Origin of the sequence: Pseudomonas sp. FG1 (assembly GCF_034313875.1) — a bacterium.
Classification (GTDB): domain Bacteria; phylum Pseudomonadota; class Gammaproteobacteria; order Pseudomonadales; family Pseudomonadaceae; genus Aquipseudomonas; species Aquipseudomonas veronii.
On the sequence record NZ_JAVIWP010000001.1, the window covers coordinates 1,293,365 to 1,317,373 of the forward strand.

Below are 24,009 nucleotides of genomic sequence, written 5' to 3' on the forward strand. Positions count from 1 at the left end.
GTCTTCGGCATTCCATAGGCGGTGTTTATGCGAATGAGCATGCAGCCCATGGAAAATGGGGTAAAGCCCATGAAAGGCAATGTCTAGGATAAGTACAGCTTATGTATAAAGCCTTCGGCGACGTATCCCTCGATCTGCTCCGGGCGTTCGAAGCGGCGGCGCGCCACCGCAGTTTTACCGCTGCGGCGATGGAGCTGGGCACCACCCAGCCGGCCATCAGCCAGCAGATCAAGCGCCTCGAAGAGCAATTGGCGATCCGCCTGTTTGATCGCATCTACCGTGGCATCGAGCTGACCGACGCCGGCGCGCTGCTGTTCGAACATGTCCAGGGCGGTTTGCAGACCATCAACCAGGGCCTGAGCGCGATCACCCAGCAGGACCAGCACGAAGTGCTGCAAGTGGCCACCGACTTCGCCTTCGCCGCCTACTGGCTGATGCCGCGCCTGCATCGCTTCCATGCGGCCAACCCCCAGGTCGACGTCAGCCTGGTGACCAGCGAGCGCAATCACGCCACGTTGCGCAGCGATATCGACGTGGCGGTGCTGTTTGGCGACGGCCGTTTCAAGCAGGGCGACAGCCTGTGGCTGTTCAATGAGGAAGTGTTCCCGGTGTGCAGTCCGCAATGGCTCAAGGACCAGGCCACGCCGCTGACCGTGCAGACCTTGCCCGACTGCCCCTTGCTGCACCTGCGCCAGGAACACACCAGCCAGTGGTTCGACTGGAGCGGCGTGTTCCGCGAACTGGGCATTACCAGCACGCCGACCCCCGGCCAACTGCGCTTCGATAACTACACCCTGTTGATCCAGGCCGCGATTGCCGGCCAGGGCGTGGCCATCGGCTGGCGCCACTTGGTGGACAACCTGCTGGAACAGAAGTGGCTGTGCCGGCCGATCAGCGACACGGTGATCTCACGCTTCGGCTACTACGTGGTGCAGCCGCAGCGCAAACGGCGGGGGCAGTTGGTCGAGCGGTTCGTCGACTGGCTGGTGGCGGAGCAGGCGCGCAGCGCACAGTCGCTGACCGGGCTGGCCCTGCCGTCGATTGCGGTCTAGGGGGGCGATGACCTGAAGGACCACACCGAGTACGCGATCTGGATGGGTGCGATACGCGAACTGAATCTGTCGGCTTTTTAACCTCTCTTATCAGATAAAGCCTGGCCGTTCCCGCAGTAAAAGGCGGAGTGGTTGTAGGATTTATCTCGATTTATTCCAATATATGGGATTGATATTTATATATTGAGATATCGCCGAGCATAGGTTTATATTTGCCCATCTGCTTTTTTCAGCACCCACTCATTTCAGGTGAAGCGATGCCGGCGCAATTGATCGCGCTCGATTGGGGAACCAGTTCCCTTCGTGCTTATAAACTCGGCCCCGCAGGCGTGGTGCTGGAACAACGTGCGTTGGCGTCGGGGATCATGCACCTGCCCAGCCAGCCCCGGGAGATTGCCGGCGTTTGCTGCAGCGATGGCTTCGAGTTGGCATTCGACGCGGCCTGTGGCGATTGGCTCGACGCGCAACCGGGCTTGCCGGTGATCGCCTGCGGCATGGTCGGCAGCGCCCAGGGCTGGAGCGAAGCGGCCTACCGCAACACCCCGGTCGACGTCGCCAGCCTCGGCCAAGCGTTGCACCGCGTGCGCAGTGTGCGCGGCGTCGATGTGCATATCGTGCCCGGCGTGATCGAGCAGGTCGGCTTGCCCAACGTGATGCGCGGCGAAGAAACCCAGGTACTCGGCGTGCTGCAAGGCCTCGGCACCGAGGTCTTGATCGGCCTGCCCGGCAGCCATTCCAAATGGGTCGAGGTGGTCGATGGCTGTATCACCCATTTCGACACCTTCATGACCGGCGAACTGTTCGCGGTGCTGAGCAAGCACAGCCTGCTCGGGCGCACCCAACAACCCGCCGAACACTTCCAGGCGGCGGCTTTCGACCGCGGCGTGCGCGTGGCGCTGTCGGCAGACGGCCAGCGCGGCGTGCTGTCGACGCTGTTCAGCGCACGCACCCTGGGCTTGACCGGCGAACTCGCCCCGGACCAGCAGCCCGACTACCTCTCCGGCCTGTTGATCGGCCATGAACTCGCCGGCTTGCCCGGTGCCGCCAAACATAAGCCGATCATCCTGGTCGGCGCCGCACCGCTCTGTACACGTTACCAGCGTGCCCTCGGCCTCTGCGGCTTCGCCCACGTCAGCCTGGCGCAAGAGGCCAGCGAACGCGGTCTCTGGCAGTTGGCCCTGGCCGCCGGGCTCATTCAACCAGCAATGGAGGCCTGACATGCTCAAGCAAGCACTCACGCAAAACGGTTTGATCGCGATCCTGCGCGGCGTGCGCCCGGACGAAGCCGAGGCGATTGGCCAGGTGCTGTACCGCGCCGGTTTTCGCGTGATCGAAGTCCCGCTCAATTCGCCGGACCCTTACACCAGCATCCGCACCCTGCGTGACAGCCTGCCCGCCGATTGCCTGATCGGCGCCGGCACGGTGTTGACGCCGGCGCAGGTCGAGCAGGTCAAGGCCGCCGGTGGCCAGGTGATCGTGATGCCCCACAGCGACGCCAAGGTCTTGCGTGCCGCGAAAGCCGCCGGCCTGTACCTGTCGCCAGGTGTAGCCACCCCGACCGAGGCGTTCGCCGCGCTGGCCGAAGGCGCCGACGTATTGAAACTGTTCCCCGCCGAGCAAATGGGCCCGGCGGTGATCAAGGCGTGGCTGGCGGTATTGCCGGCGGGCACGCTGTTGCTGCCGGTCGGCGGCGTGAGCCCGGCCAACATGCAGGTGTATTTCGACGCCGGCGCCAGGGGCTTCGGCCTGGGGTCCGGATTGTTCAAGCCGGGCATGTCCGTGGCCGAGGTGGCGAGCAGTGCCCAGGCGTATGTCGCGGCCTGGAATGCCCTGAACTGATCGCAAGCTTGGCGCCTTGGGCGCTGCATCGACAAGAGAGATAAGAAGATGAAAATCACCAAACTGACTACCTTCATCGTCCCACCGCGCTGGTGCTTCCTCAAAGTGGAGACCGACCAGGGCGTCACCGGCTGGGGCGAACCCGTGGTCGAAGGCCGCGCCCACACGGTGGCGGCTGCGGTCGAGGAACTGTCCGACTACCTGATCGGCAAAGACCCACGCAATATCGAAGACATCTGGACCGTGCTCTATCGCGGCGGTTTCTATCGCGGCGGCGCCGTGCACATGAGCGCGCTGGCCGGCATCGACCAGGCGCTGTGGGACATCAAGGGCAAGGCCCTGGGCGTGTCGGTCAGCGACCTGCTGGGCGGCCAGGTGCGTGACAAGATTCGCGTGTATTCGTGGATCGGCGGCGATCGCCCCGCCGACACCGCCCGCGCCGCCAAAGAGGCCGTGGCCCGTGGCTTCACTGCGGTGAAAATGAACGGCACGGAAGAATTGCAGTTCGTCGACAGCTTCGAAAAAGTCGACCTGGCGCTGGCCAACGTTGCCGCCGTGCGCGATGCCGTCGGCCCCAACGTGGGCATCGGCGTCGACTTCCATGGCCGCGTACACAAGCCCATGGCCAAGGTGCTGATGAAAGAGCTGGACCCCTACAAACTGATGTTCATCGAAGAGCCGGTACTCAGCGAAAACTACGAAGCGCTGAAGGAACTCGCACCGCTGACCAGCACCCCGATTGCCCTGGGCGAGCGCCTGTTCTCGCGCTGGGACTTCAAGCGCGTGCTCAGCGAAGGCTACGTCGACATCATCCAGCCGGACGCTTCCCACGCTGGCGGTATCACCGAAACCCGCAAGATCGCCAACATGGCCGAAGCCTACGACGTGGCCCTGGCGCTGCACTGCCCGCTGGGCCCGATCGCGCTGGCCGCCTGCCTGCAGCTGGACGCGGTCTGCTACAACGCGTTTATCCAGGAGCAAAGCCTGGGCATTCACTACAACGAGAGCAACGACCTGCTCGACTACGTGCGCGACCCGGGCGTGTTCGACTATGACCAGGGCTTCGTGAAGATCCCCAACGGGCCGGGCCTGGGCATCGAGATCAACGAGGAATACGTGATCGAACGCGCGGCCATCGGCCATCGCTGGCGCAACCCGATCTGGCGCCATGCCGACGGCAGTTTTGCCGAGTGGTGATGTCTGCCTGAAAAAATGTGGCAAAAAATGTGGGAGGGGCTTGCCCCCGATAGCTGAGTGTCAGTCGACATCTTCGGCGGCTGGTTCACCGCTATCGGGGGCAAGCCCCCTCCCACATTTGAGCCGGTTTGGTCAGTAAGTCCGTCCTCAATAAACATAAGAAGAGACAACCCCATGCACCCTGAATCCCTCACCGGGCAGGCTTCTTTAGTCACGCCTAGCAGAAAGCGCTACTTCATCATGGTGCTGCTGTTTATCACCGTGGTGATCAACTACCTCGACCGCAGCAACCTGTCGATCGCGGCCCCGGCCCTGACCAGTGACCTGGGCATCGACCCGGTGCATGTCGGGCTGATTTTCTCGGCGTTCGGCTGGACCTACGCCGCCATGCAAATCCCCGGTGGCTGGCTGGTCGACCGGGTGCCGCCGCGCATCCTCTACACCGTGGCCCTGCTGCTGTGGTCCATCGCCACTGTGATGCTCGGCTTTGCGGCCAGCTTCATCGCGCTGTTTGTCCTGCGCATGGCGGTGGGCGCCCTGGAAGCGCCGGCCTATCCGATCAACAGCCGCGTGGTCACCACATGGTTCCCCGAGCGTGAGCGCGCCACGGCGATTGGCTTCTACACCTCCGGGCAGTTCGTCGGGCTGGCGTTTCTCACCCCGGTGCTGGCCTGGTTGCAGCACCACTATGGCTGGCACATGGTGTTTGTCACCACCGGCGGTGTCGGCATCCTCTGGGCGCTGATCTGGTACGCGGTGTACCGCGAGCCGAAGGACTTCAAAGGCGCCAACGCCGCTGAAATCGAACTGATCCGTGCCGGCGGCGGGCTGGTGGACATGCAGGCGCAAACCACCAAGGCACCGTTCAGTTGGGTCGACCTGGGCATCGTGCTGAGCAAGCGCAAACTCTGGGGCATCTACCTGGGGCAGTTCTGCCTGAACTCCACGCTGTGGTTCTTCCTGACATGGTTCCCGACCTATCTGGTGAAATATCGCGGGATGGACTTCATCAAATCCGGCCTGCTCGCTTCCCTGCCCTTCCTCGCGGCGTTTGTCGGCGTGCTGTGCTCCGGGATTTTTTCCGACTGGTTGATTCGCCGTGGCGCGTCGGTGGGTTTTGCGCGCAAGTTGCCGATCATTGGCGGGCTGTTGATTTCCACCGCGATCATTGGCGCCAACTACGTGGATTCGACGGCCTGGGTGATTGCGTTCCTGGCGGTGGCGTTCTTCGGCAATGGCCTGGCGTCGATCACCTGGTCGCTGGTGTCGACCTTGGCACCCGCTCGCTTGCTCGGCTTGACCGGTGGCGTGTTCAACTTCATCGGCAACCTGGCGGCGATTGCCACGCCGATCGTGATTGGCTTCCTGGCCAGCGGCGATTCGTTCGCACCGGCGATCACCTATATCGCAGTGCTGGCGTTGCTCGGGGCGCTTTCCTACATCTTGTTGGTGGGCAAGGTCGAACGGATCGAGTTGTAAAAAAACGGGCGACCTTGGGGTCGCCCGTTTTTATTTGCGGCTTACGGCACCGACATTTCGTTGTGGAATATATTCAGCGGGTCCCAGCGCTGCTTGGTACGCCGCAGGCGGCTTTCGATGATCAGGTCGGGGAAGAAAACCGTGTACCACTGGGGGTTCTTGGCGTTCGCCGGGTTGCCGCCGAGGTGCGTCATGTCGAGGTCGGGGTAATTGATGTAGCAGCCCTCGAACTCCGCGTTGAGCGGCACGCCTTGATCGTTGGCGAAGGCGTTGAAAAACAGCCCCTGAATCCAATCGGCATGTGCCTTGTCGGTGGCGGCGCTGGCATCGCGCCAATAACACTGCGGTTGCCACTTGAGGAAAGAGCCGCGCTGGGCCGCGGACGATTCGCGCCGCACTGCCGGATCTGGCTGGTTGATGCGCCCGCCGAACGACTGGATCTGTATGAGACTTTGGGTCAACACGTTCGCCGGGTCGGGCCAGGTCAGCGTGGTCCAGATCGCGGATAACACCTGCGGCGTGAAAATGCCTTTCTGATAGGCCGACTTATAGCGGCCGCGCTGGTTGTCGCCGGAGCCGTTGAGGGTTTGCTGGCACGGCAGCCAGTCGAGACGGCGCACGACGGCCTGCGCCGTGCTCAAGGAGTTGATGACACGCCCGGTGGGGTTGCTTCGCGGCAGGTGGATCACGTGAAACGGTGTCACCGATTCGCTGGCGGCAATGCCGATGGCGTCCAGCATCGTCGTGACAAAATCGTCGAAGGGCGCCTGATCGTTCAACTCGCCGTCTTTGTCCACGTAGTGAATGCCCAGCGTGACGTTGCCGGTGTGCTGGTGGCGCATTTCCAGCTTGGTCGCCAGGCCCCAGGTGTCCGGGTCGGCCTGATGTTGGGCGAACCAGGCTTGATAGGCCACCAGCAATCGGTCGAGCGCCGGTTTGGTCAGCATCGCCCAGTCCCATTCCAGTACCAGCCAAAGCACCTCCTTGGGGGCGTCCGGCAGGTCCTTGAAGTAATAACTGGTGATGATCCCGAATTGCCCGCCGCCGGCACCGCAGCACGCGGCAAACAGGTCCAGTTCGTCCGGGTCGGTGCTCTCCCGGCAGACATGACGCGCTGTCAGGCCGTTGCCCTGGGCGTTGGGCACCAGAATATCGACACCGGACAGCCAGTCGCACACCAGGCCGTGTTTGCGCGAGAGCAGGCCGTAGCCGCCACCGCAGATGTGCCCGCCCAGGCCCACCGAATAACACGAACCCCCGGGCAGGGTCTTGTTGGCCAACGTGTACAGTGCGACGTAGGCGTCCCAGTTCTGCCCGCCGGCTTCCAGGCGAAAGCGGTAGCGATAGGGCAAGGTCGGCATCAACTGGGAGTGCAGTTGGCCGTCGGCGTCGTAGTCCAGTTGCTTCATTTGCCCGATATCCAGAATCGCCAATACCTCATTGGGGTTGTCGGGCATCTTGTTGGCGACGAAACCTTCGTAACAGTGGCCGCCGCTGCGCACGGTAATCCGGCCATTGGCAACGGCCAGGGCCTGCGCCGCGGCGTCGATGATGTCCTGGGGGCTGTAACAGAGGTAAATCAGGTTGGCGCCGTTGGGCGAGGATTGGCCCTGCACGTTGCCCAACGGCCAGCGCAGGTTGAAGCCTTTTTGCAAGGTGGCGTGACGGCGGTCCGATTCGGTGATGAGATCAAATGCCATGATGTACTCCATAGAGCCAAGAATGACTTCTGATGCGGCTAACTTAACGACCGGGAGCGCAAGAAATACCGGGGCTTGCTGAGGTGGTTAGACGGCAATAGGCATGAAGTGCGTTAAGGGGGAACGAACGGTTCGCCCCTTAAGCCTAGCGGAAGAAATCGCGGAACCGTGGCGTCAGTTCAACACGCCTTCCAGAATCTCATAGACGATGCCGGTGCCCACTGCGATCAGCACCACGTCCGGGCCCGAACGGCGCCATTCGTAACCCTCGTAGTACGGCAGGCGTGCCAGGGCACACATACAAAAAAAGGGATTGCGAACACGGTTCGAAATCCCTTGGTCTTGTTGTTTAGGCCACGGTGTTGCCGGTTGATTCCTGTGTATCAGGAACTTTACCTAGCGCATACGAGGCGCTTACTTACGTGCGTTACGGACACCTTCCGACAGCGCCGCGCACAGGCTCAGCACGCCGTCGATGGCTTGCTGGTCGTTGCTGGCGTTGGCGATGTGATCGATCAGCGCCGAACCCACCACCACACCATCGGCCAAGCGCGCGATGGCGGCCGCTTGTTCCGGCGTGCGGATACCGAAACCGATGCTGATCGGCAGGTCGGTATGGCGACGCAGGCGGGCCACGGCTTCTTCGACGTGTTCCAGGGTGGCGGCACCGGCACCGGTCACACCGGCTACCGACACGTAGTACACAAAGCCCGAGCTGCCATTGAGCACGGTCGGCAGGCGCACGTCGTCGGTGGTCGGCGTGGTCAGGCGGATAAAGTCGATGCCTGCCGCCTGGGCCGGGTCGCACAGCTCGCCGTTATGTTCGGGCGGCAGGTCGACCACGATCAGGCCGTCGACGCCGGCTTGCTTGGCGTCGGCAATAAAGGCCGGCACGCCGTATTTGTGGATCGGGTTGAAGTAACCCATCAGCACCAGCGGGGTGTCGCTGTTGTCCTTGCGGAACTCGCGCACCATCTGCAGGGTTTTCGCCAGGTTCTGCTTGGCGCTCAGCGCGCGGATGTTGGCCAGTTGAATAGCCGGGCCGTCGGCCATCGGGTCGGTGAAGGGCATGCCCAGCTCGATCACGTCGGCACCGGCGGCGGGCAAGCCCTTGAGGATCGCCAGCGAGGTGTCATAACCGGGGTCGCCGGCGGTGACGAAGGTCACCAGAGCGGCGCGGTTTTGTTGCTTGAGTTGCGCAAAGCGGGTTTGCAGGCGGCTCATTTAGTGTTTCTCCTGCTGGGACTGTTCCATGTGGTGCATCACGGTCTGCATGTCTTTGTCGCCACGGCCGGACAGGTTGACCACCATCAGGTGTTCCTTCGGCAGGGTCGGTGCGCGTTTGAACACTTCGGCCAGGGCGTGGGCGCTTTCCAGTGCAGGAATAATCCCTTCCAGGCGGCAGCATTTGTGAAAGGCATCAAGCGCTTCGTGGTCGGTCACCGAGGTGTACTGGACGCGGCCGATATCGTGCAACCAGGCGTGCTCAGGGCCGATGCCGGGGTAGTCGAGGCCGGCGGAAATCGAGTGGGCGTCGATGATCTGGCCATCGTCGTCCTGCAGCAGGAAGGTGCGGTTGCCGTGCAGTACGCCCGGTACGCCGCCGTTGAGGCTGGCGGCGTGCTTGCCGGTTTCGATGCCAAAGCCCGCGGCTTCCACGCCGATGATCTCGACGCTGCTGTCATCCAGGAACGGGTGAAACAGGCCCATGGCGTTGGACCCTCCGCCGATGCACGCCACCAGGCTGTCCGGCAGACGGCCTTCCTGGGCTTGCAGCTGGGTGCGGGTTTCCTTGCCGATCACGGACTGGAAGTCGCGCACCATCGCAGGATAAGGGTGCGGGCCGGCAACGGTGCCGATCAGGTAGAACGTGTCGTCGACGTTGGTCACCCAGTCGCGCAGGGCTTCGTTCATCGCGTCTTTGAGGGTGCCGGTGCCGGCGACCACCGGGATCACTTCAGCGCCCAGCAGCTTCATGCGAAATACGTTGGCCTGTTGGCGCTCGATGTCAGTGGTGCCCATGTAGATCACGCATTGCAGGCCGAAACGCGCGGCCACGGTGGCGGTGGCCACACCGTGCATGCCGGCGCCGGTCTCGGCGATGATGCGTTTCTTGCCCATGCGCCGCGCCAGCAGGATCTGGCCGATGCAGTTGTTGATCTTGTGCGCGCCGGTGTGGTTCAGCTCTTCGCGCTTGAGGTAAATCTTGGCGCCGCCGCAGAACTCCGTCAGGCGCTCAGCGAAATACAGCGGGCTTGGTCGACCGACGTAGTCGCGTTGGAAGTAGGCTAATTCCTCGTTGAACGCAGGATCAATCTTGGCCGCTTCGTACTCGCGGGCCAGGTCGAGGATCAACGGCATCAGGGTTTCGGCGACGTAGCGGCCGCCGAATGCGCCGAACAGGCCGTTGGCGTCAGGGCCGTTGCGTAGATCGGTCTGGGACTGAGTCATGGGACGCTCCAGGAAAAGAATTCGGGTGGGAAGCAATGACGCTCACTCTACCCCTGACGCTCAGGGCTGAAAACCGATAAGATCGCTGCAACCTGTCAGGAAAACTCACAGATGAGCCGAGACCTCCCGCCCCTTAACGCCCTGCGCGCCTTCGAAGCCACGGCCCGCCTCAACAGTGTGAGCCAGGCGGCTGAGCAGTTGCACGTCACCCATGGCGCCGTGAGCCGCCAACTTAAAGTGCTGGAAGAACATTTGGGGGTCAGCCTGTTCGTCAAGGAAGGGCGCGGCCTCAAACTCACAGATGCCGGCGTGCGTCTGCGCGATGCGAGTGCCGAGGCGTTCGAGCGGTTAAGGGAGGTGTGCGCGCAAATTACCCAAAGCAGCGCCGATGCACCGTTCGTCCTCGGCTGTTCGGGCAGTTTGCTGGCGCGCTGGTTCATTCCGCGCCTGGGCCGCTTGAATGCCGACCTGCCCGATCTGCGCTTGCACCTGTCGGCGGGTGAAGGTGATCTGGACCCGCGCCGCCCCGGCCTGGATGCCCTGCTGTTGTTCGCCGAACCGCCGTGGCCGGCGGATATGCAGGTGTACGAGCTGGCCAGCGAACGCATCGGCCCGGTCATGAGCCCGCGTTTCGCCGGTTACGAACGCCTGCGCGACGCCCCGGCCACGGCGCTGTGCGGCGAAGCGCTGTTGCACACCACGTCTCGCCCGCAGGCCTGGCCCAGCTGGGCGCAGCAACACGGGATCGAACCCGGTGCGTTAAAACTCGGCCAGGGGTTTGAGCATTTGTATTACTTGCTGGAAGCGGCGGTTGCGGGGCTGGGTGTGGCGATCGCGCCGGAGCCGCTGGTGGCGGAGGACGTGCGCGCCGGTCGCCTGGTGGCGCCGTGGGGTTTCACGCAAACCCCGGCGCACCTGGCGTTGTGGCTACCCAAGCGCGCCGCGGACGGGCGCGCTCGGCAATTGGCGCAATGGCTCAAGGCTGAGCTGTCGCGCCAGCCGGTATAGCCGGCAGATCAGTTACCGCGTTTGCACAAAAGGTAAGCCGCCAGCAGGCCCAGCGCGCCAACGGCAACGCCGGCGGTAGTCCATGGGTGTTCTTGTGCGTAGTCCCGGGTCGCCACGCCGGTTTCGCGGATTTTGACTTTGCTTTCTTCGTAGGCGTCGCTGATCAGGTGGCGAGAATGCTTGAGCGCGTTCTCGGCATTGCTTTTCAGGGCCTTCAGAGTCTTGAGCGACTCATCGGATGCGTCGTCCTTGAGGCTCTCAAGAGACTTGAGCAGGCTCGAAATCTCGGCTTCCATGCTTTCCAGCGACGCTTTGCGTAAAGAGGTGTTGGCCATGTGGACTCTCCTGAAGTGATTGGGTGGCGTGTGTAGATACCGACTACGGCCGTCTCAGAAAGTGCAGTAAATCTGAACTTTCGAGTAGGAACGGTCGCCAGAAGCAGTATGAGCTTTGACTGCTAGGCTTTATTGACGACCCTCAGGAGAAACGCCATGTCTGATCATCACACTTACAAGAAAGTCGAATTGGTGGGTTCGTCCACCACCAGCATCGAAGAGGCGATCAACAACGCCCTGGCTGAAGCCAGCAAGAGCATCAAGCATTTGGAGTGGTTCGAGGTGACCGAAACCCGTGGCCATATCAAGGACGGCAAGGCTGCGCACTTCCAGGTTACGTTGAAGGTGGGGTTCCGAATTGCCAGTAGTTGATCGAAACCGTTGAACTTGCCGGCTGGCCGATTGCCATAACCTGCGCTACAACCAATGGGGGCCGATGCGACCAGCGTCGGCCACGCTCGTTTCGATCAGCGCAAGGGAAGTGACGGATGAAAAAGTTCTTGTTAGCAGTAGGTTTGTTGAGCATGGCGGGCACCGTGCTGGCGGCGGGCAAGCCGTGTGAAGAGCTGAAAAGCGAAATTGCCGCGAAAATCGACGCCAAGGGTGCTTCGGGTTATTCGTTGGAAGTGGTGGCTAAAGGCGCTGCGGCTGACGGCAAGGTGGTTGGCACCTGCGAAGGCGGCACCAAGGAAATCGTCTACAAGCGCGGTTAATCGTGCGTTGCAGACATAAAAAACCGACGCGCGTGCGTCGGTTTTTTTTCGCCTGCCAGATTTAGCCCTTCATCAACTGCGCGAGCAGCTCGTAGGAATGAATCCGGTCGGCGTGTTCGTACAGGTCGCAGGTAAAGATCAGCTCGTCGGCGCCGGTCTGTTCGACCAGTACTTCCAGTTTGGCGCGGATCTTCGCCGGGCTGCCGACCATCGCCAGGCCGAGGAAGCTGCCCACCGCGTCTTTTTCATGGGGTAGCCACAGGCCGTCCATGCTTTCCACCGGCGGACGCTGCACCAGGCTCTGCCCGCGCATCAGCGCCAGGATGCGTTGGTAGACGGAAGTGGCCAGGTAATCGGCCTGTTCGTCGGTATCCGCCGCGACCAACGGAAGGCCGAGCATTACGTAAGGCTTGTCCAGAACGGCCGAAGGCTTGAAGTGATTGCGGTACACGCGAATCGCCTCATGCATCAAGCGCGGTGCGAAATGCGAGGCAAAGGCGTAGGGCAAGCCGCGCTCCCCCGCCAACTGTGCGCTGAACAGGCTGGACCCGAGCAGCCACACCGGGACGTTGGTGCCGGTGCCGGGAACCGCGATCACCCGCTGGTCGGGCGTGCGCGGGCCGAGGTAGGCCATCAATTCGGCCACGTCTTCGGGGAAGTCGTCGGCGCTGCCGGAGCGCTCACGGCGCAGGGCGCGGGCGGTCATCTGGTCGGAACCGGGCGCACGGCCCAGGCCCAGGTCGATCCGGCCGGGGTACAGGCTTTCCAGGGTGCCGAATTGTTCGGCGATCACCAGCGGTGCATGGTTGGGCAGCATCACGCCGCCGGAGCCGACGCGGATGGTCGAGGTGCCGCCGGCCAGGTAACCGAGCAATACCGAGGTGGCCGAGCTGGCGATGCCGTCCATATTGTGGTGTTCCGCCACCCAGAAGCGGTTGTAGCCAAACTTTTCCACATGCTGGGCCAGGTCCAGGGAATTGCGCAACGACTGCGCGGCGCTGCCGTTGGCCCGCACGGGCACCAGGTCGAGGGTCGAGAACTTCACGTCGGACAGCGATTTCATAAGCCTGCTTCTCCAATAAGGGCGCAGGTTTCTTAGACGAACCAAAACCTGCCGCTTCATGTGCATGTTCTATGCAATGAGGGCATATACCCGAGATTCAATAGGTCGTGCGAAATTTCCTACTTTGTTGCTAGGTTTCTCTTACAAGTGAACTTTGCCAAAGCATCTATCCTCAGAACCCTTACTGACGCAAAACCATCGTTTGAGGAGACTGCTATGAGTATCGTTAAAAAAGCATCCGCGCATTGGGAAGGTGATCTGAAGACAGGCCTGGGTTCCATCTCCACGGAAACCGGCGTGCTGCGCGAAGCGCCCTACGGCTTCAAGGCCCGTTTCGAGGGCGGCAAGGGCACCAACCCTGAAGAGTTGATCGGTGCGGCCCACGCTGGCTGTTTCTCCATGGCGTTTTCCATGATTCTCGGCGACGCCGGGCTCAAGGCTGACAGCATCGACACCCAGGCCGAAGTGACCCTGGACCAGGTCGACGGTGGTTTTGCGATCACCGCTGTACACCTGATCCTCAACGCCAAGATTCCCGGCGCGAGCCAGGCGCAGTTCGATGAGCTGAGCAAAAAGGCCAAGGAAGGGTGCCCAGTGTCCAAGGTGCTGAACGCGAAAATCAGCCTGGACGCCACCCTCGTCGACTGACACAGCCTTAGGTGAGAGGGGGCTTGCTCCCTCCCACATTCAGTTGTGCGTTAAATCAGAACTCGTGTTTCCCCGATGTGGTCCTATAGCCTATGCAGCCATAGGCGCACATTCGTGCGCGTGCATTCAGGGAGCTTCACACATGAAACGTTTTGTCTTGGCGATCATCTGCGGTGTATTGGCCACATCGGCTGTGGCCGCGCCCAAAGACTGCGAAGAACTCAGGAAAGAGATCGAAGTGAAGATCCAGGCCAAGGCGATTCCGTCCTACACCCTGGAAATCGTCAGCAAGGAAGAAGCCGACAAGCACGATGTCGCCATGGTCGTAGGCACGTGTGAGAACGGTACCAAGGCAATCATCTACCAGAAGAACAATGACTGATCAGATGCAGTTCACGCTGCGCTCCTGCGCCAATAACTGACGCGCGGCGTTGTACAGCCGGATATTCGGTGTGTAGGACAACGAGCGCCCCTCCAGGCGATAACGCTGGCCTGCCTCGAAGTGGTCGTACTGCAAGGTCATGAAACAGGTCCGGTCCTGGGTCTGCGACAACCCGCCAAAGCTGCCGCCGGTCGGCACTTCGAAATCAAACCGCACCATCAACTCGTGACTGCCCGGCGGGACCTGGAAGAAGCGCCCGTCGTTGAGGCTTTTCCCATCCAGACGTTGGGCCATCACCAGCTTGGCCCCCGGTGTCGGGGTGGCAAAATCGACCCAGGCCTGTTGCGCGTCCATCGGCGGGATGGGTGGTAAAGCACAGGCGCTGAGCAACAGGGCGGCGATGGGAAGCACTAGCTGGCGCATGGCGGGCACTCAACACAAGGAGAGCCTTGAGTATAAACGCGCTACGCCATGGAAAAACGCCGGGCAGTCACGATAGGCTGGCGAGCCAATTACCCAGGAGCAGTCGCGGCATGATCAGGCGTTTTCTTCCAGGGTTGTGGTGGGTGCTGCTCAGCGGTTGTTCCAGCGTCGATTACTACGGCCAATTGGCCAGCGGCCAGTGGCAGTTGCTGCAGGCTCGGGAGCCGGTGGCCAAGGTGATTGCCGACCCGGCGCGGCCGCAGCAGTTACGTGAGCACTTGGTGCAATCGCAAAAGGCGCGCACGTTCGCCAGCGAGCAGTTGCACCTGCCTGACAATCAGAGTTACCGGTTGTACGCCGATATTGGCCGGCCTTATGTGGTCTGGAATGTTTTTGCCACGCAGGAATTTTCCTTGTCGGCGCAAAATCACTGCTTTCCCATCGCTGGTTGTGTCGCCTATCGCGGTTATTACAGCCAGGGCGCGGCGCGGGGTGAGGCGGCGTTGCTCAAGCAACAAGGCATGGACGTGTCGATTGGCGGCGTCGAGGCCTATTCCACCTTGGGTTGGTTCAATGACCCGATCATGAGTTCGATGCTGGGCTGGGGCGATGAGCGCCTGGCCACGTTGATCTTTCACGAACTGGCGCACCAGCGCTTTTACGTGAAGGACGACACCGAGTTCAACGAGTCCTTTGCCACCTTCGTCGAGCAGGAAGGCACGCGCCAATGGCGCGCCGCCCGGGGCCTGGCGCCGATCGGCAGCGCGGCGCTGCAGCAGCGTGACCAATTTACCCAGTTGGTCCTCGATACTCGCAAACGTCTGGAAACACTCTACGCCCAGCCCTTGGCGGCCGATGCGATGCGGCGGGCCAAGGCGGCTGAATTCGAGCGTTTGCGCAGCGACTACCGGCGGGTGCGGGACAGTCAGTGGGGCGGCGACACGCGTTATGACGCCTGGATGAACCTGCCGATGAACAATGCGCGGCTTTTGCCGTTCGGGCTGTATGACCAGTGGGTGCCGGCATTTGCGGCGTTGTTCCGGCAGGAAGGCGGGGATTGGCTGAAGTTCTATGCGGCAGTGGAGCGGATGGGCCAACTGCCGGTGGCACAGCGTAAGGCGGCGTTGAGGCAGTTGGAAGGTGTTGGCCGGTAGGGCCTCATCGGGAGCAAGCCCCCTCCCACATTTGGCCTGCGTACACGGATCAAAATGTGGGAGGGAGCTTGCTCCCGATAGCGCGCTCAAGGCCGCTGCAAAAACGCCTGATGCATCTGCGCCAACGTCTCGAAATGCCAGGTCGGCGCTTCGGCACTCAGCTCTTCGAAACTGCCGAACCCATACCCGACCGCCGCCGAATCCAGCCCATTGCTGCGCGCCCCGATCAAGTCATGCTTGCGGTCGCCGATCATCAAGGTGGTGGCCGGGTCCAGGCGTTCTTCGCGCATCAAGTGGGCGATCAGCTCGACCTTGTTGGTGCGCGTGCCGTCCAGTTCGCTGCCGTAGATCACCTTGAAGTGCTTGGCAAAATCGAAATGACGGGCGATCTCGCGGGCAAATTCCCACGGCTTGGAGGTGGCCACGTACAGCTGGCGCCCTTGGCTGTTGAGGGCTTCGAGCAGCGGCATCACCCCGTCGAACACGCGGTTTTCATACAAACCGGTGACTTTGAAGCGTTCACGGTAGAAATTCACCGCTTCCCAGGCCTTGGCTTCGTCGAAGTCGTAGAACTGCATGAAGGCTTGCAGCAACGGGGGGCCGATGAAATGTTCCAGTTGGGTGATGTCCGGCTCGTCGATACCGAGTTTGCCCAGCGCGTACTGGATCGAACGGGTAATGCCCTCGCGCGGGTCGGTCAGGGTGCCGTCCAGATCGAACAGTACGGTTTGATGGTGCAGAGTCATTGATCGAATCCCTCGGCCAGGTGCAGGTCTTTGAGCTTCACGTAGTTCGCTGCGCTGTAGGTGAAAAACGCGCGTTCCTTGTCAGTCAGTTCGCGGATCTGTTTAACCGGGCTGCCGACGTACAAGAAGCCGCTTTCAAGTCTCTTGCCCGGCGGCACCAGGCTGCCGGCGCCGATGATCACGTCGTCTTCGACCACGGCGCCGTCCATCACGATGCTGCCCATGCCGATCAGGATGCGATTACCGACGGTGCAGCCGTGCAGCATGACTTTGTGCGCGATGGTCACGTCGTCGCCGATCAGCAGCGCAAAACCATCGGGATTGAACGGCCCGGCGTGGGTAATGTGCAGCACGCAGCCGTCCTGCACGCTGGTGCGCGCGCCGATGCGGATGCGGTGCATGTCGCCGCGGATCACCGTCAGCGGCCAAACCGAGCTGTCGTCGCCGATTTCGACATCGCCGATCACCACCGCCGAAATATCGACAAAAGCCCCGGCGCCCAGGGTTGGCGTGTGGTTCTGATAGGTGCGAAGGGTCACGATAGCCTCTCTCTCTTCTGCTGATAGCTGCGGTGGACGTTGATTGTAATTAAGATGGCCCCATCTTTGTTCTTACATGTTTCTTCAGCCAAGGTGCCAACCGTGAGCGCGAACAACCCTCTTCTGCAGCCCTACGACCTGCCGCCGTTCTCGGCGATCCGTGCCGAGCACGTTCAGCCGGCCATCGAACAGATCCTCGCCGACAACCGGCTTGCCATCGAAGGCATCCTGCAAAGCCAGGGGAAAAATCCGACGTGGGCCGGCCTGGTCCTCGCCATGGATGAGCTGAATGATCGCCTGGGTGCCGCCTGGAGCCCGGTCAGCCACCTCAATGCCGTGTGCAACAGCGCCGAACTGCGCGAGGCCTACGAGGCATGCCTGCCGGCGTTGAGCGCCTATTCCACCGAGATGGGCCAGAACCGCGAACTGTTCCAGGCCTTCGAAGCCCTGGCCAGCAGCCCGGAAGCCGGCGGTTTCGACGTGGCGCAAAAAACCATCCTGGAACACTCGCTGCGCGATTTCCGCCTGTCGGGTATCGACCTGCCGCCCGAACAGCAAAAACGCTACGCCGAAGTGCAAAGCAAGCTCTCCGAACTGGGCAGCAAGTTCTCCAACCAGTTGCTGGACGCGACCCAGGCCTGGACCAAACACGTCACCGATGAAGCCACCCTCGCCGGCCTGACCGACTCGGCCAAGGCGCAAATGGCCGCCGCAGCCCAGGCCAAAGGCCTCGACGGTTGGCTGATCACCCTGGAATTCCCCAGCTACTACGCGGTGATGACCTACGCCCAGGACCGCGCCCTGCGCGAAGAAATCTACGCAGCCTATTGCACCCGAGCGTCGGACCAAGGCCCGAATGCCGGTCAGAACGATAACGGCCCGGTCATGGAACAGATCCTCGACCTGCGTCAGGAACTCGCCCAACTGCTGGGCTATGCGTCCTTCTCGGAATTGAGCCTGGCCACGAAAATGGCCGACTCCAGCGACCAGGTGCTGAGCTTCCTGCGCGACCTGGCCAAGCGCAGCAAGCCGTTTGCCGCCCAGGACCTGCAGCAGCTCAAAGCCTACGCCGCCGAACAGGGCTGCGCCGACCTGCAAAGCTGGGACAGCGGTTTCTACGGTGAAAAACTGCGTGAGCAGCGCTACAGCGTGTCCCAGGAAGCCCTGCGCGCCTACTTCCCGATCGACAAGGTGCTTGGCGGCTTGTTTGCCATCGTGCAGCGTCTGTATGGCATCGAGATCGCCGAGCAGAAGGGCTTCGACACCTGGCACCCAGACGTGCGCCTGTTCGAAATCAAAGAAAACGGCCAGCACGTCGGGCGCTTCTTCTTCGACCTGTACGCCCGCGCCAACAAGCGTGGCGGCGCCTGGATGGACGGCGCTCGCGACCGTCGCCGCACCATCGACGGCGTGCTGCAAAGCCCGGTGGCCAACCTGGTGTGCAACTTCACCCCGGCCGACAGCGGCAAGCCTGCCCTGCTGACCCACGACGAAGTGACGACGCTGTTCCACGAATTCGGCCACGGCCTGCATCACCTGCTGACCCGTGTCGAGCATGCCGGCGTGTCCGGCATCAACGGCGTGGCCTGGGATGCGGTGGAATTGCCGAGCCAGTTCATGGAGAACTGGTGCTGGGAGCCGGAAGGCCTGGCACTGATCTCCGGCCATTATGAAACCGGCGAGCCGCTGCCTCAGGACCTGCTGGAAAAAATGCTCGCGGCGAAGAACTTCCAGTCCGGCCTGATGATGGTGCGCCAGTTGGAGTTCTCGCTGTTCGACTTTGAATTGCATGCCACCCATGGCGATGGCCGCAGTGTGGCGCAGGTACTTGAAAGCGTGCGCGACGAGGTGTCGGTGATGCGTCCGCCGGCCTATAACCGCTTCCCCAACAGCTTTGCGCATGTCTTTGCCGGTGGTTACGCTGCGGGTTACTACAGCTACAAGTGGGCTGAAGTGCTGTCGGCCGATGCGTTCTCCAAGTTCGAAGAAGACGGCGTGCTCAACGCCGAAACCGGACGTGCTTTCCGCGAGGCGATCCTGGCCCGTGGCGGTTCCCAGGCGCCGATGGTGTTGTTTGTCGATTTCCGCGGGCGTGCGCCGTCGATTGACGCACTCTTGCGCCACAGTGGCCTGAGTGAGGACGCAGCAGCATGAGTGAAGTACCTGTGAGTACCAAAAAGCAATTTATCGCCGGGGCCGTCTGCCCGGCGTGCAGCGAGCCGGACAAGTTGAAGATGTGGACCGAGGACAACGTGCCGCATCGCGAGTGCGTGGCCTGCGGCTATACCGACACGCTGAATGATCAGGGCTTGTCGGTGCCCAAGGAATTGGGCACGCGGGTCAACACCTCGGCGCTCAAAGCGCCGGACCCGACGGTGCAGTCGGTACAGTTTTTTCCTAATCCCAAGCTGAAGAAAGACTGAGACCCTGTCAGGGGGTTGTCAGCGTTAGCGTGCTTTTCAGAGGTTCGACATGGCTGTTGCCGGCCGTGTTGAACCAGCTTTTCACCGAGCACAGGGCAAACGCGCTGGTGCTGCAATCGCCATTGGCCAAGGCTGTGCGCAACTTGTCGATATCGGCCTTCATCATGTAGCGAACGCCGTCCTTGAAGCCCTTGCTGCTGCCGAAGCCGCCCAGGGTCATTTCGTTCAACGCCTCTTCCTTGCTCCAGCCCTGAACCACCACGCGATACATCGCCGCCATCAGGCCGGTGCGGTCTGAGCCATGCTTGCAGTGCATCAGCACTGCACCGTTGGCTTCGGAGTCGCGGATCGCCCTCAGTGCGGCCAGCACGTCAGCGTCATCGACATGATTTGTACGATAAATCAGCTGGATCTGTCGGATATCAGAATTTTTTAGCCAGCTGTCGTCGGACTCCGGCAGAAAGTTGATCACCGTGCCGACCTTGAGTTTTTCCAGCAGGGGCACGGCATTGCTGTCCGGCAGCGCGCTGCGGTAGAGGGTGGGCGTCATCTGGTGCAGGTTGTATTGATTGCCGACCGGCTGCGCCCATTCGGGGGAGCGAAGGGATGTGCTGTCGTCCGCCCAGGTGTGAGCGCTGGTGAACAGTGCCAGGAACGCAAGGCCGAGGGCCGGTAGCCATTGATGATTGAACATGGGCGACGTAACCGATAGGGGGTTGGCGGGTGATGCCAAGAGTCGGCCAGGCGCGGTCAATGGGGTGTGAGGGGCGCGTCAAAGAAATGTGAATCACCGTCGATGGTGCAGTTTTGACGCTGAATCGATTCTCTTTATACTTAGCCTGCTATCATTTGTAACTATTGATTGCCGCTACGTTCTATCTCCTTGGATCGGTGGGGTCCACCTTGCTGCTGCCAAACCACAAGCTGCTCCTAGAAGCGGCTGATAAACCCGTGACCACATGATGAGGTACACCCATGTCTGATCAAGATCAAGACAACCCCCGGCGCGACTTTTTGCGCAAATCCTTGACCTTGATCCCGGTGGTCACGGTTGCCAGCAGCGGCCTTGGCGGTTCGATGCTGATGGCCATGCCCGCACCGGCCAAAGCCAGCCCCGCTCCGCCGCCGGTCAGCGACAAGGCGTATGAGCCGAGCTATTTCAGCGCCGAAGAATGGGCATTCATCAACGCCGCCGTGGCGCGCCTGATCCCCGCCGATGCCCAAGGCCCTGGCGCCCTGGAAGCCGGTGCGGCGGAATACATCGACCGCCAGATGAACACGCCCTACGCCAGTGGCGCGCTGTGGTTCATGCAAGGTCCGTTCAACGCCGACGCCGCGCCGGAAATGGGCTGGCAGAGCAAGTTGGTACCCAAGGTCATCTATCGCCTGGGCATTGCCGCGACGGATGCCTGGTCGAAAGCGTTCAACGGCAAGGCTTTTGCTGCGCAAGACAGCGCTACCCAGGATGACATGCTGCGCCGCCTGGAGGCTGGCGGTAGTGAGGTGAGTGCCCATTTCGACGCGGTGCCGCCGAAGATGTTCTTCAATTTGCTGCTGCAAAACACCAAGGAAGGCTTCTTCTGCGATCCGATCCACGGCGGCAATAAAGGTCTGGTCGGCTGGACCATGATCGGCTTCCCCGGCGCCCGCGCCGACTTCATGGATTGGGTGGAGCGCAACGAGCAATACCCCTTCCCGGCGGTTTCCATTCGCGGCGAGAGGGCATAAACGTGGCGACCATCATGAAAAAAGTGGATGCGGTGATCGTCGGCTTCGGCTGGACTGGCGCGATCATGGCCAAGGAACTGACGGAAGCGGGCCTCAACGTGGTAGCGCTAGAGCGCGGCCCGATGCAGGACACTTACCCGGACGGCAACTATCCCCAGGTCATCGACGAATTGACCTACAGCGTGCGTAAAAAACTCTTCCAGGACATCTCCAAGGAGACGGTAACGATTCGCCATAGCGTGAATGACGTCGCCCTGCCCAACCGTCAGCTCGGCGCCTTTTTGCCGGGCAACGGCGTCGGCGGTGCGGGCCTGCACTGGTCGGGTGTGCATTTTCGCGTCGACCCTATCGAGTTGCGCATGCGCAGCCACTACGAAGAGCGCTACGGCAAACATTTCATTCCCAAGGACATGACTATCCAGGACTTCGGCGTCAGCTATGAAGAGCTGGAGCCGTTTTTCGACTACGCCGAAAAAGTCTTCGGCACCTCCGGCCAGGCCTGGACCGTCAACGGTCAGTTGGTCGGCGAAGGCCGTGGCGGCAACCCGTATGCGCCGGATCGTTCCAACCCGTTCCCGTTGGAGGCGCAGAAGAACACGGTGTCGGCGCAGCTGTTTCAGAAAGCAGCCACGGCAGTCGGTTACAAACCCTACAACCTGCCATCAGCCAATACCTCGGGGCCATACACCAACCCCTATGGCGCGCAGATGGGCCCGTGCAACTTCTGCGGTTTTTGCAGTGGCTACGTGTGCTACATGTACTCCAAGGCGTCGCCGAACGTGAACATCCTGCCAGCGTTGCGCCAGGTGCCGAACTTCGAGCTGCGGCCGAATTCCCACGTACTCAAGGTCAACCTCGACAGCACCAAGAGTAAGGCAACCGGCGTGACCTATATCGACGCCCAGGGGCGGGAATGCGAGCAGCCGGCCGATTTGGTGATTCTCGGCGCGTTCCAGTTCCATAACGTGCGCTTGATGCTGCTGTCGGGGATCGGCAAGCCCTACGACCCGATCAGCGGCGAAGGCGTGGTAGGCAAGAACTTCGCCTACCAGAACATGGCGACCATCAAGGCCTTCTTCGACAAGGACACCCACACCAACAACTTTATCGGTGCTGGCGGCAATGGCGTGGCCATCGATGACTTCAACGCCGACAACTTCGACCACGGGCCCCATGGCTTCGTCGGGGGCTCGCCGATGTGGGTCAACCAGGCCGGCAGTCGGCCGATCGCCGGCACCTCCAACCCACCCGGTACTCCGGCGTGGGGCAGCGCCTGGAAGCGTGCCACCGCTGATTACTACACCCATCAGGTGTCGATGGATGCCCACGGCGCGCATCAATCCTACCGCGGTAACTACCTCGATCTGGACCCGGTGTACCACGATGCCTACGGCCTGCCGCTGCTGCGCATGACCTTCGACTGGCAGGAAAACGACATCAAGATGAACCGCTTCATGGTCGAGAAAATGGGCAAGATCGCCGAAGCGATGAACCCCAAGGCCATTGCCGTGCTGGGCAAGAAGGTCGGTGAGCATTTCAATACCGCGTCCTATCAGACCACCCACCTCAACGGCGGCGCGATCATGGGCACCGACCCGAAAACCAGTGCGTTGAACCGCTACCTGCAGTGCTGGGATGTACACAACGTGTTTGTCCCCGGCGCGTCCGCTTTCCCACAAGGTCTAGGTTACAACCCTACCGGCCTGGTGGCGGCGTTGACCTACTGGTCGGCGCGAGCGATTCGCGAGCAGTACCTGAAAAATCCCGGCCCACTGGTTCAGGCATAAGGAACGATGACCATGAAAGCACGTGTTATCGCCTCCTTTGCGGCGTCCCTGGCGTTGCTCGGCAACTGCTCGGTGAGCGCCGCCGACACCGACCTGATCAAGCAAGGCGAATACCTGGCCCGCGCCGGCGACTGCGTCGCCTGCCACACAGCCAAGGGCGGCAAGCCGTTCGCTGGCGGCCTGCCGATGGAGACCCCCATCGGCGTGATCTATTCCACCAACATCACCCCGGACAAGACCGGCCTGGGCGCCTACAGCTTCGCGGACTTCGACAAGGCCGTGCGCCATGGCGTCGCCAAGAGCGGCAGTACGCTTTACCCAGCGATGCCCTATCCGTCTTACGCCCGCGTCAGTGAAAGCGACATGCAGGCGCTGTATGCGTACTTCATGAAGGGCGTGGAACCGGTCGCCCAGGAAAACCGGGCCAGTGACATTCCCTGGCCCTTGAGCATGCGTTCGCCGTTGGCGGCGTGGCGCTGGATGTTTGCCCCGCCCGTGGCGGATACCCCGGAAGTGGCGGGCGCCGATCCAGTGATCAGCCGTGGCGCTTACTTGGTCGAGGGCCTCGGCCACTGTGGCGCGTGCCATACGCCGCGGGCGCTGACCATGCAGGAAAAAGCCTTGAGTGCGGCCGACGGCAGCGCTTTTTTGTCCGGCAGTGCGCCGCTGGAAGGTTGGATCGCGAAAAGCCTGCGTGGCGACCACAAGGACGGCCTCGGCAGTTGGAGCGAAGAGCAACTGGTGCAATTCCTCAAGACCGGCCGCAGTGATCGCAGCGCGGTGTTCGGCGGCATGAGCGATGTGGTCGTCCACAGCATGCAGTACATGTCCCAGGACGACCTGACCGCGATCGCCCGCTACCTCAAGAGCCTGCCGGCGATGGACCCTCAAAACCCGCCGCACCAGTACGACAAGCAGGTGGCCGAAGCGCTGTGGAACGGCGATGACAGCCGGCCGGGCGCGTCGGTGTATATCGACAACTGCGCCGCCTGCCATCGCACCGACGGTCATGGCTACACGCGGGTGTTCCCGGCGCTGGCGGGCAACCCAGTGGTGCAGACGGCGGATGCCACGTCGCTGATCAACATCGTGTTGAACGGCGGCACATTGCCGGCCACCCACACTGCGCCGTCCACCTTCACCATGCCGGCGTTTGCCTGGCGCCTGTCGGACCAGGAAGTGGCGGATGTCGTCAGCTTCGTGCGCGGTAGTTGGGGTAACAAAGGTGCTGCGGTGAAGGCCAGTGACGTGGCCGACCTGCGCAAGAATGACATGCACACGACGTCAGGCGACGACCTGGGGCAAGTCACGCAACCGCACTGACCGCCAAACGGCACTGGTC

At 61.8% G+C, this 24,009-nt stretch carries 25 protein-coding genes and 2 pseudogenes; 17 read left to right on the forward strand and 10 right to left on the reverse strand.

Annotated features, from left to right (window positions below):
* Positions 1-101 precede the first annotated feature (101 nt).
* The 6 genes and pseudogenes from RGV59_RS06095 (at position 102) to RGV59_RS06120 (ending at position 5,567) form a co-directional block, all read left to right on the forward strand.
* Positions 102-1,052: a choline sulfate utilization transcriptional regulator gene (locus RGV59_RS06095; RefSeq protein WP_017848977.1), complete on the forward strand. Its 951-nt coding sequence runs from the start codon at positions 102-104 to the stop codon at positions 1,050-1,052.
* A 3-nt stretch (positions 1,053-1,055) separates the two neighbouring features.
* Positions 1,056-1,133: pseudogene (locus RGV59_RS06100) on the forward strand (4,5-dioxygenase); the annotation flags it as partial.
* Positions 1,134-1,309: 176 nt separating this feature from the next.
* Positions 1,310-2,269 (forward strand): 2-dehydro-3-deoxygalactonokinase, encoded by a 960-nt coding sequence (locus RGV59_RS06105; RefSeq protein ID WP_102618192.1) that lies wholly within the window; start codon positions 1,310-1,312, stop codon positions 2,267-2,269.
* Between the two features lies 1 nt (position 2,270).
* Positions 2,271-2,891 (forward strand): 2-dehydro-3-deoxy-6-phosphogalactonate aldolase, encoded by a 621-nt coding sequence (locus RGV59_RS06110; RefSeq protein ID WP_017848979.1) that lies wholly within the window; start codon positions 2,271-2,273, stop codon positions 2,889-2,891.
* A gap of 48 nt (positions 2,892-2,939) precedes the next feature.
* Positions 2,940-4,088 carry a galactonate dehydratase gene (gene dgoD / locus RGV59_RS06115; protein WP_003170741.1) on the forward strand — a complete coding sequence of 383 codons (1,149 nt, stop codon included), beginning with the start codon at positions 2,940-2,942 and terminating at the stop codon, positions 4,086-4,088.
* 174 nt (positions 4,089-4,262) lie between these two features.
* On the forward strand, positions 4,263-5,567 hold the full coding sequence (locus RGV59_RS06120) for an MFS transporter (protein WP_046381554.1): 1,305 nt from the start codon (positions 4,263-4,265) through the stop codon (positions 5,565-5,567).
* Positions 5,568-5,608: 41 nt separating this feature from the next.
* Here RGV59_RS06120 and RGV59_RS06125 read toward each other — a convergent pair whose 3' ends face one another.
* From RGV59_RS06125 to trpB, 4 genes and pseudogenes are all read right to left on the reverse strand, one after another.
* Positions 5,609-7,267, reverse strand: a complete 1,659-nt coding sequence (locus tag RGV59_RS06125) for a BBE domain-containing protein (RefSeq protein ID WP_102618191.1) — start codon at positions 7,265-7,267, stop codon at positions 5,609-5,611.
* A gap of 174 nt (positions 7,268-7,441) precedes the next feature.
* A pseudogene (locus tag RGV59_RS06130) lies at positions 7,442-7,561 on the reverse strand (RcnB family protein); the annotation flags it as partial.
* A gap of 120 nt (positions 7,562-7,681) precedes the next feature.
* Positions 7,682-8,491, reverse strand: a complete 810-nt coding sequence (gene trpA, locus RGV59_RS06135) for a tryptophan synthase subunit alpha (protein WP_046381551.1) — start codon at positions 8,489-8,491, stop codon at positions 7,682-7,684.
* Positions 8,492-9,718, reverse strand: coding sequence for a tryptophan synthase subunit beta (gene trpB / locus RGV59_RS06140; protein ID WP_017848984.1), 1,227 nt, complete (start codon positions 9,716-9,718; stop codon positions 8,492-8,494). It abuts the gene before it with no gap.
* 111 nt (positions 9,719-9,829) lie between these two features.
* Between trpB and RGV59_RS06145 the strand changes: the two genes are divergently transcribed.
* Entirely contained in the window at positions 9,830-10,726 is an 897-nt protein-coding gene (locus RGV59_RS06145) for a LysR family transcriptional regulator (RefSeq protein WP_017848985.1), read from the forward strand.
* A gap of 8 nt (positions 10,727-10,734) precedes the next feature.
* Here the strand turns inward: RGV59_RS06145 and RGV59_RS06150 are convergent, their stop codons facing one another.
* The gene (locus tag RGV59_RS06150; protein WP_010565821.1) at positions 10,735-11,061 is read right to left on the reverse strand and encodes a DUF883 family protein; all 327 of its coding nucleotides are present in this window, start codon (positions 11,059-11,061) and stop codon (positions 10,735-10,737) included.
* A 156-nt stretch (positions 11,062-11,217) separates the two neighbouring features.
* On the opposite strand from RGV59_RS06150, the gene RGV59_RS06155 reads away from it, so the two are divergent.
* Together RGV59_RS06155 and RGV59_RS06160 are read left to right on the forward strand one after the other, a co-directional pair.
* Positions 11,218-11,433 carry a dodecin gene (locus RGV59_RS06155; RefSeq protein WP_017848986.1) on the forward strand — a complete coding sequence of 72 codons (216 nt, stop codon included), beginning with the start codon at positions 11,218-11,220 and terminating at the stop codon, positions 11,431-11,433.
* Positions 11,434-11,549: 116 nt separating this feature from the next.
* Entirely contained in the window at positions 11,550-11,774 is a 225-nt protein-coding gene (locus RGV59_RS06160; protein WP_017848987.1) for a DUF1161 domain-containing protein, read from the forward strand.
* A gap of 61 nt (positions 11,775-11,835) precedes the next feature.
* On the opposite strand, the gene RGV59_RS06165 is transcribed toward RGV59_RS06160, so the two are convergent.
* Positions 11,836-12,837: an LLM class flavin-dependent oxidoreductase gene (locus RGV59_RS06165; RefSeq protein WP_017848988.1), complete on the reverse strand. Its 1,002-nt coding sequence runs from the start codon at positions 12,835-12,837 to the stop codon at positions 11,836-11,838.
* Positions 12,838-13,053: 216 nt separating this feature from the next.
* Here RGV59_RS06165 and RGV59_RS06170 point away from each other — a divergent pair, with 216 nt between their 5' ends.
* A complete protein-coding gene (locus tag RGV59_RS06170) occupies positions 13,054-13,485 on the forward strand; it encodes an OsmC family protein (RefSeq protein WP_017848989.1) in 432 nt (143 codons plus the stop codon).
* Positions 13,486-13,627: 142 nt separating this feature from the next.
* Positions 13,628-13,867 carry a DUF1161 domain-containing protein gene (locus RGV59_RS06175; protein WP_017848990.1) on the forward strand — a complete coding sequence of 80 codons (240 nt, stop codon included), beginning with the start codon at positions 13,628-13,630 and terminating at the stop codon, positions 13,865-13,867.
* Here RGV59_RS06175 and RGV59_RS06180 read toward each other — a convergent pair whose 3' ends face one another.
* Positions 13,868-14,290 carry a hypothetical protein gene (locus tag RGV59_RS06180; protein ID WP_046484391.1) on the reverse strand — a complete coding sequence of 141 codons (423 nt, stop codon included), beginning with the start codon at positions 14,288-14,290 and terminating at the stop codon, positions 13,868-13,870.
* A 110-nt stretch (positions 14,291-14,400) separates the two neighbouring features.
* On the opposite strand from RGV59_RS06180, the gene RGV59_RS06185 reads away from it, so the two are divergent.
* Positions 14,401-15,444 (forward strand): aminopeptidase, encoded by a 1,044-nt coding sequence (locus RGV59_RS06185; RefSeq protein WP_102618189.1) that lies wholly within the window; start codon positions 14,401-14,403, stop codon positions 15,442-15,444.
* 86 nt (positions 15,445-15,530) lie between these two features.
* On the opposite strand, the gene RGV59_RS06190 is transcribed toward RGV59_RS06185, so the two are convergent.
* Entirely contained in the window at positions 15,531-16,190 is a 660-nt protein-coding gene (locus tag RGV59_RS06190; RefSeq protein WP_079442550.1) for an HAD family hydrolase, read from the reverse strand.
* Positions 16,187-16,729 carry a gamma carbonic anhydrase family protein gene (locus RGV59_RS06195; protein WP_017848994.1) on the reverse strand — a complete coding sequence of 181 codons (543 nt, stop codon included), beginning with the start codon at positions 16,727-16,729 and terminating at the stop codon, positions 16,187-16,189. The genes RGV59_RS06190 and RGV59_RS06195 overlap by 4 nt, the downstream gene beginning before the upstream one ends.
* Before the next feature lie 54 nt (positions 16,730-16,783).
* Between RGV59_RS06195 and prlC the strand changes: the two genes are divergently transcribed.
* Both prlC and RGV59_RS06205 read left to right on the forward strand, forming a co-directional pair.
* Complete coding sequence (gene prlC / locus RGV59_RS06200) at positions 16,784-18,883, forward strand: oligopeptidase A (protein WP_169884429.1); 2,100 nt, start codon at positions 16,784-16,786, stop codon at positions 18,881-18,883.
* Positions 18,880-19,152, forward strand: a complete 273-nt coding sequence (locus RGV59_RS06205; protein ID WP_017848996.1) for a YheV family putative zinc ribbon protein — start codon at positions 18,880-18,882, stop codon at positions 19,150-19,152. Before prlC ends, RGV59_RS06205 begins: the two co-directional genes overlap by 4 nt.
* 7 nt (positions 19,153-19,159) lie before the next feature.
* On the opposite strand, the gene RGV59_RS06210 is transcribed toward RGV59_RS06205, so the two are convergent.
* A complete protein-coding gene (locus tag RGV59_RS06210; RefSeq protein WP_017848997.1) occupies positions 19,160-19,846 on the reverse strand; it encodes a tyrosine-protein phosphatase in 687 nt (228 codons plus the stop codon).
* Positions 19,847-20,127: 281 nt separating this feature from the next.
* Between RGV59_RS06210 and RGV59_RS06215 the strand changes: the two genes are divergently transcribed.
* Genes RGV59_RS06215 through RGV59_RS06225 form a run of 3 tightly spaced genes read left to right on the forward strand, consistent with a single transcriptional unit; the run spans position 20,128 to position 23,990 of the window.
* Positions 20,128-20,880, forward strand: a complete 753-nt coding sequence (locus RGV59_RS06215) for a gluconate 2-dehydrogenase subunit 3 family protein (protein WP_017848998.1) — start codon at positions 20,128-20,130, stop codon at positions 20,878-20,880.
* Between the two features lie 2 nt (positions 20,881-20,882).
* A complete protein-coding gene (locus tag RGV59_RS06220; RefSeq protein ID WP_026140283.1) occupies positions 20,883-22,667 on the forward strand; it encodes a GMC family oxidoreductase in 1,785 nt (594 codons plus the stop codon).
* 12 nt (positions 22,668-22,679) lie between these two features.
* Complete coding sequence (locus RGV59_RS06225) at positions 22,680-23,990, forward strand: c-type cytochrome (RefSeq protein WP_102618188.1); 1,311 nt, start codon at positions 22,680-22,682, stop codon at positions 23,988-23,990.
* Positions 23,991-24,009 lie beyond the last annotated feature (19 nt).

Excerpts from the sequence above, each read along its gene's own strand:
- RGV59_RS06160 (WP_017848987.1), top strand. The coding sequence starts at position 11,550 with ATGAAAAAGTTCTTGTTAGCAGTAGGTTTGTTGAGCATGGCGGGCACC.
- RGV59_RS06125 (WP_102618191.1), bottom strand. The coding sequence starts at position 7,267 with ATGGCATTTGATCTCATCACCGAATCGGACCGCCGTCACGCCACCTTG.
- RGV59_RS06150 (WP_010565821.1), bottom strand. The coding sequence starts at position 11,061 with ATGGCCAACACCTCTTTACGCAAAGCGTCGCTGGAAAGCATGGAAGCC.
- trpB (WP_017848984.1), bottom strand. The coding sequence starts at position 9,718 with ATGACTCAGTCCCAGACCGATCTACGCAACGGCCCTGACGCCAACGGC.
- RGV59_RS06205 (WP_017848996.1), top strand. The coding sequence starts at position 18,880 with ATGAGTGAAGTACCTGTGAGTACCAAAAAGCAATTTATCGCCGGGGCC.
- RGV59_RS06155 (WP_017848986.1), top strand. The coding sequence starts at position 11,218 with ATGTCTGATCATCACACTTACAAGAAAGTCGAATTGGTGGGTTCGTCC.
- trpA (WP_046381551.1), bottom strand. The coding sequence starts at position 8,491 with ATGAGCCGCCTGCAAACCCGCTTTGCGCAACTCAAGCAACAAAACCGC.
- RGV59_RS06180 (WP_046484391.1), bottom strand. The coding sequence starts at position 14,290 with ATGCGCCAGCTAGTGCTTCCCATCGCCGCCCTGTTGCTCAGCGCCTGT.
- RGV59_RS06210 (WP_017848997.1), bottom strand. The coding sequence starts at position 19,846 with ATGTTCAATCATCAATGGCTACCGGCCCTCGGCCTTGCGTTCCTGGCA.
- RGV59_RS06225 (WP_102618188.1), top strand. The coding sequence starts at position 22,680 with ATGAAAGCACGTGTTATCGCCTCCTTTGCGGCGTCCCTGGCGTTGCTC.
- RGV59_RS06170 (WP_017848989.1), top strand. The coding sequence starts at position 13,054 with ATGAGTATCGTTAAAAAAGCATCCGCGCATTGGGAAGGTGATCTGAAG.
- RGV59_RS06145 (WP_017848985.1), top strand. The coding sequence starts at position 9,830 with ATGAGCCGAGACCTCCCGCCCCTTAACGCCCTGCGCGCCTTCGAAGCC.
- RGV59_RS06165 (WP_017848988.1), bottom strand. The coding sequence starts at position 12,837 with ATGAAATCGCTGTCCGACGTGAAGTTCTCGACCCTCGACCTGGTGCCC.
- RGV59_RS06185 (WP_102618189.1), top strand. The coding sequence starts at position 14,401 with ATGATCAGGCGTTTTCTTCCAGGGTTGTGGTGGGTGCTGCTCAGCGGT.
- RGV59_RS06105 (WP_102618192.1), top strand. The coding sequence starts at position 1,310 with ATGCCGGCGCAATTGATCGCGCTCGATTGGGGAACCAGTTCCCTTCGT.
- dgoD (WP_003170741.1), top strand. The coding sequence starts at position 2,940 with ATGAAAATCACCAAACTGACTACCTTCATCGTCCCACCGCGCTGGTGC.
- RGV59_RS06175 (WP_017848990.1), top strand. The coding sequence starts at position 13,628 with ATGAAACGTTTTGTCTTGGCGATCATCTGCGGTGTATTGGCCACATCG.
- RGV59_RS06190 (WP_079442550.1), bottom strand. The coding sequence starts at position 16,190 with ATGACTCTGCACCATCAAACCGTACTGTTCGATCTGGACGGCACCCTG.
- RGV59_RS06120 (WP_046381554.1), top strand. The coding sequence starts at position 4,263 with ATGCACCCTGAATCCCTCACCGGGCAGGCTTCTTTAGTCACGCCTAGC.
- RGV59_RS06215 (WP_017848998.1), top strand. The coding sequence starts at position 20,128 with ATGTCTGATCAAGATCAAGACAACCCCCGGCGCGACTTTTTGCGCAAA.
- prlC (WP_169884429.1), top strand. The coding sequence starts at position 16,784 with ATGGCCCCATCTTTGTTCTTACATGTTTCTTCAGCCAAGGTGCCAACC.
- RGV59_RS06095 (WP_017848977.1), top strand. The coding sequence starts at position 102 with ATGTATAAAGCCTTCGGCGACGTATCCCTCGATCTGCTCCGGGCGTTC.
- RGV59_RS06110 (WP_017848979.1), top strand. The coding sequence starts at position 2,271 with ATGCTCAAGCAAGCACTCACGCAAAACGGTTTGATCGCGATCCTGCGC.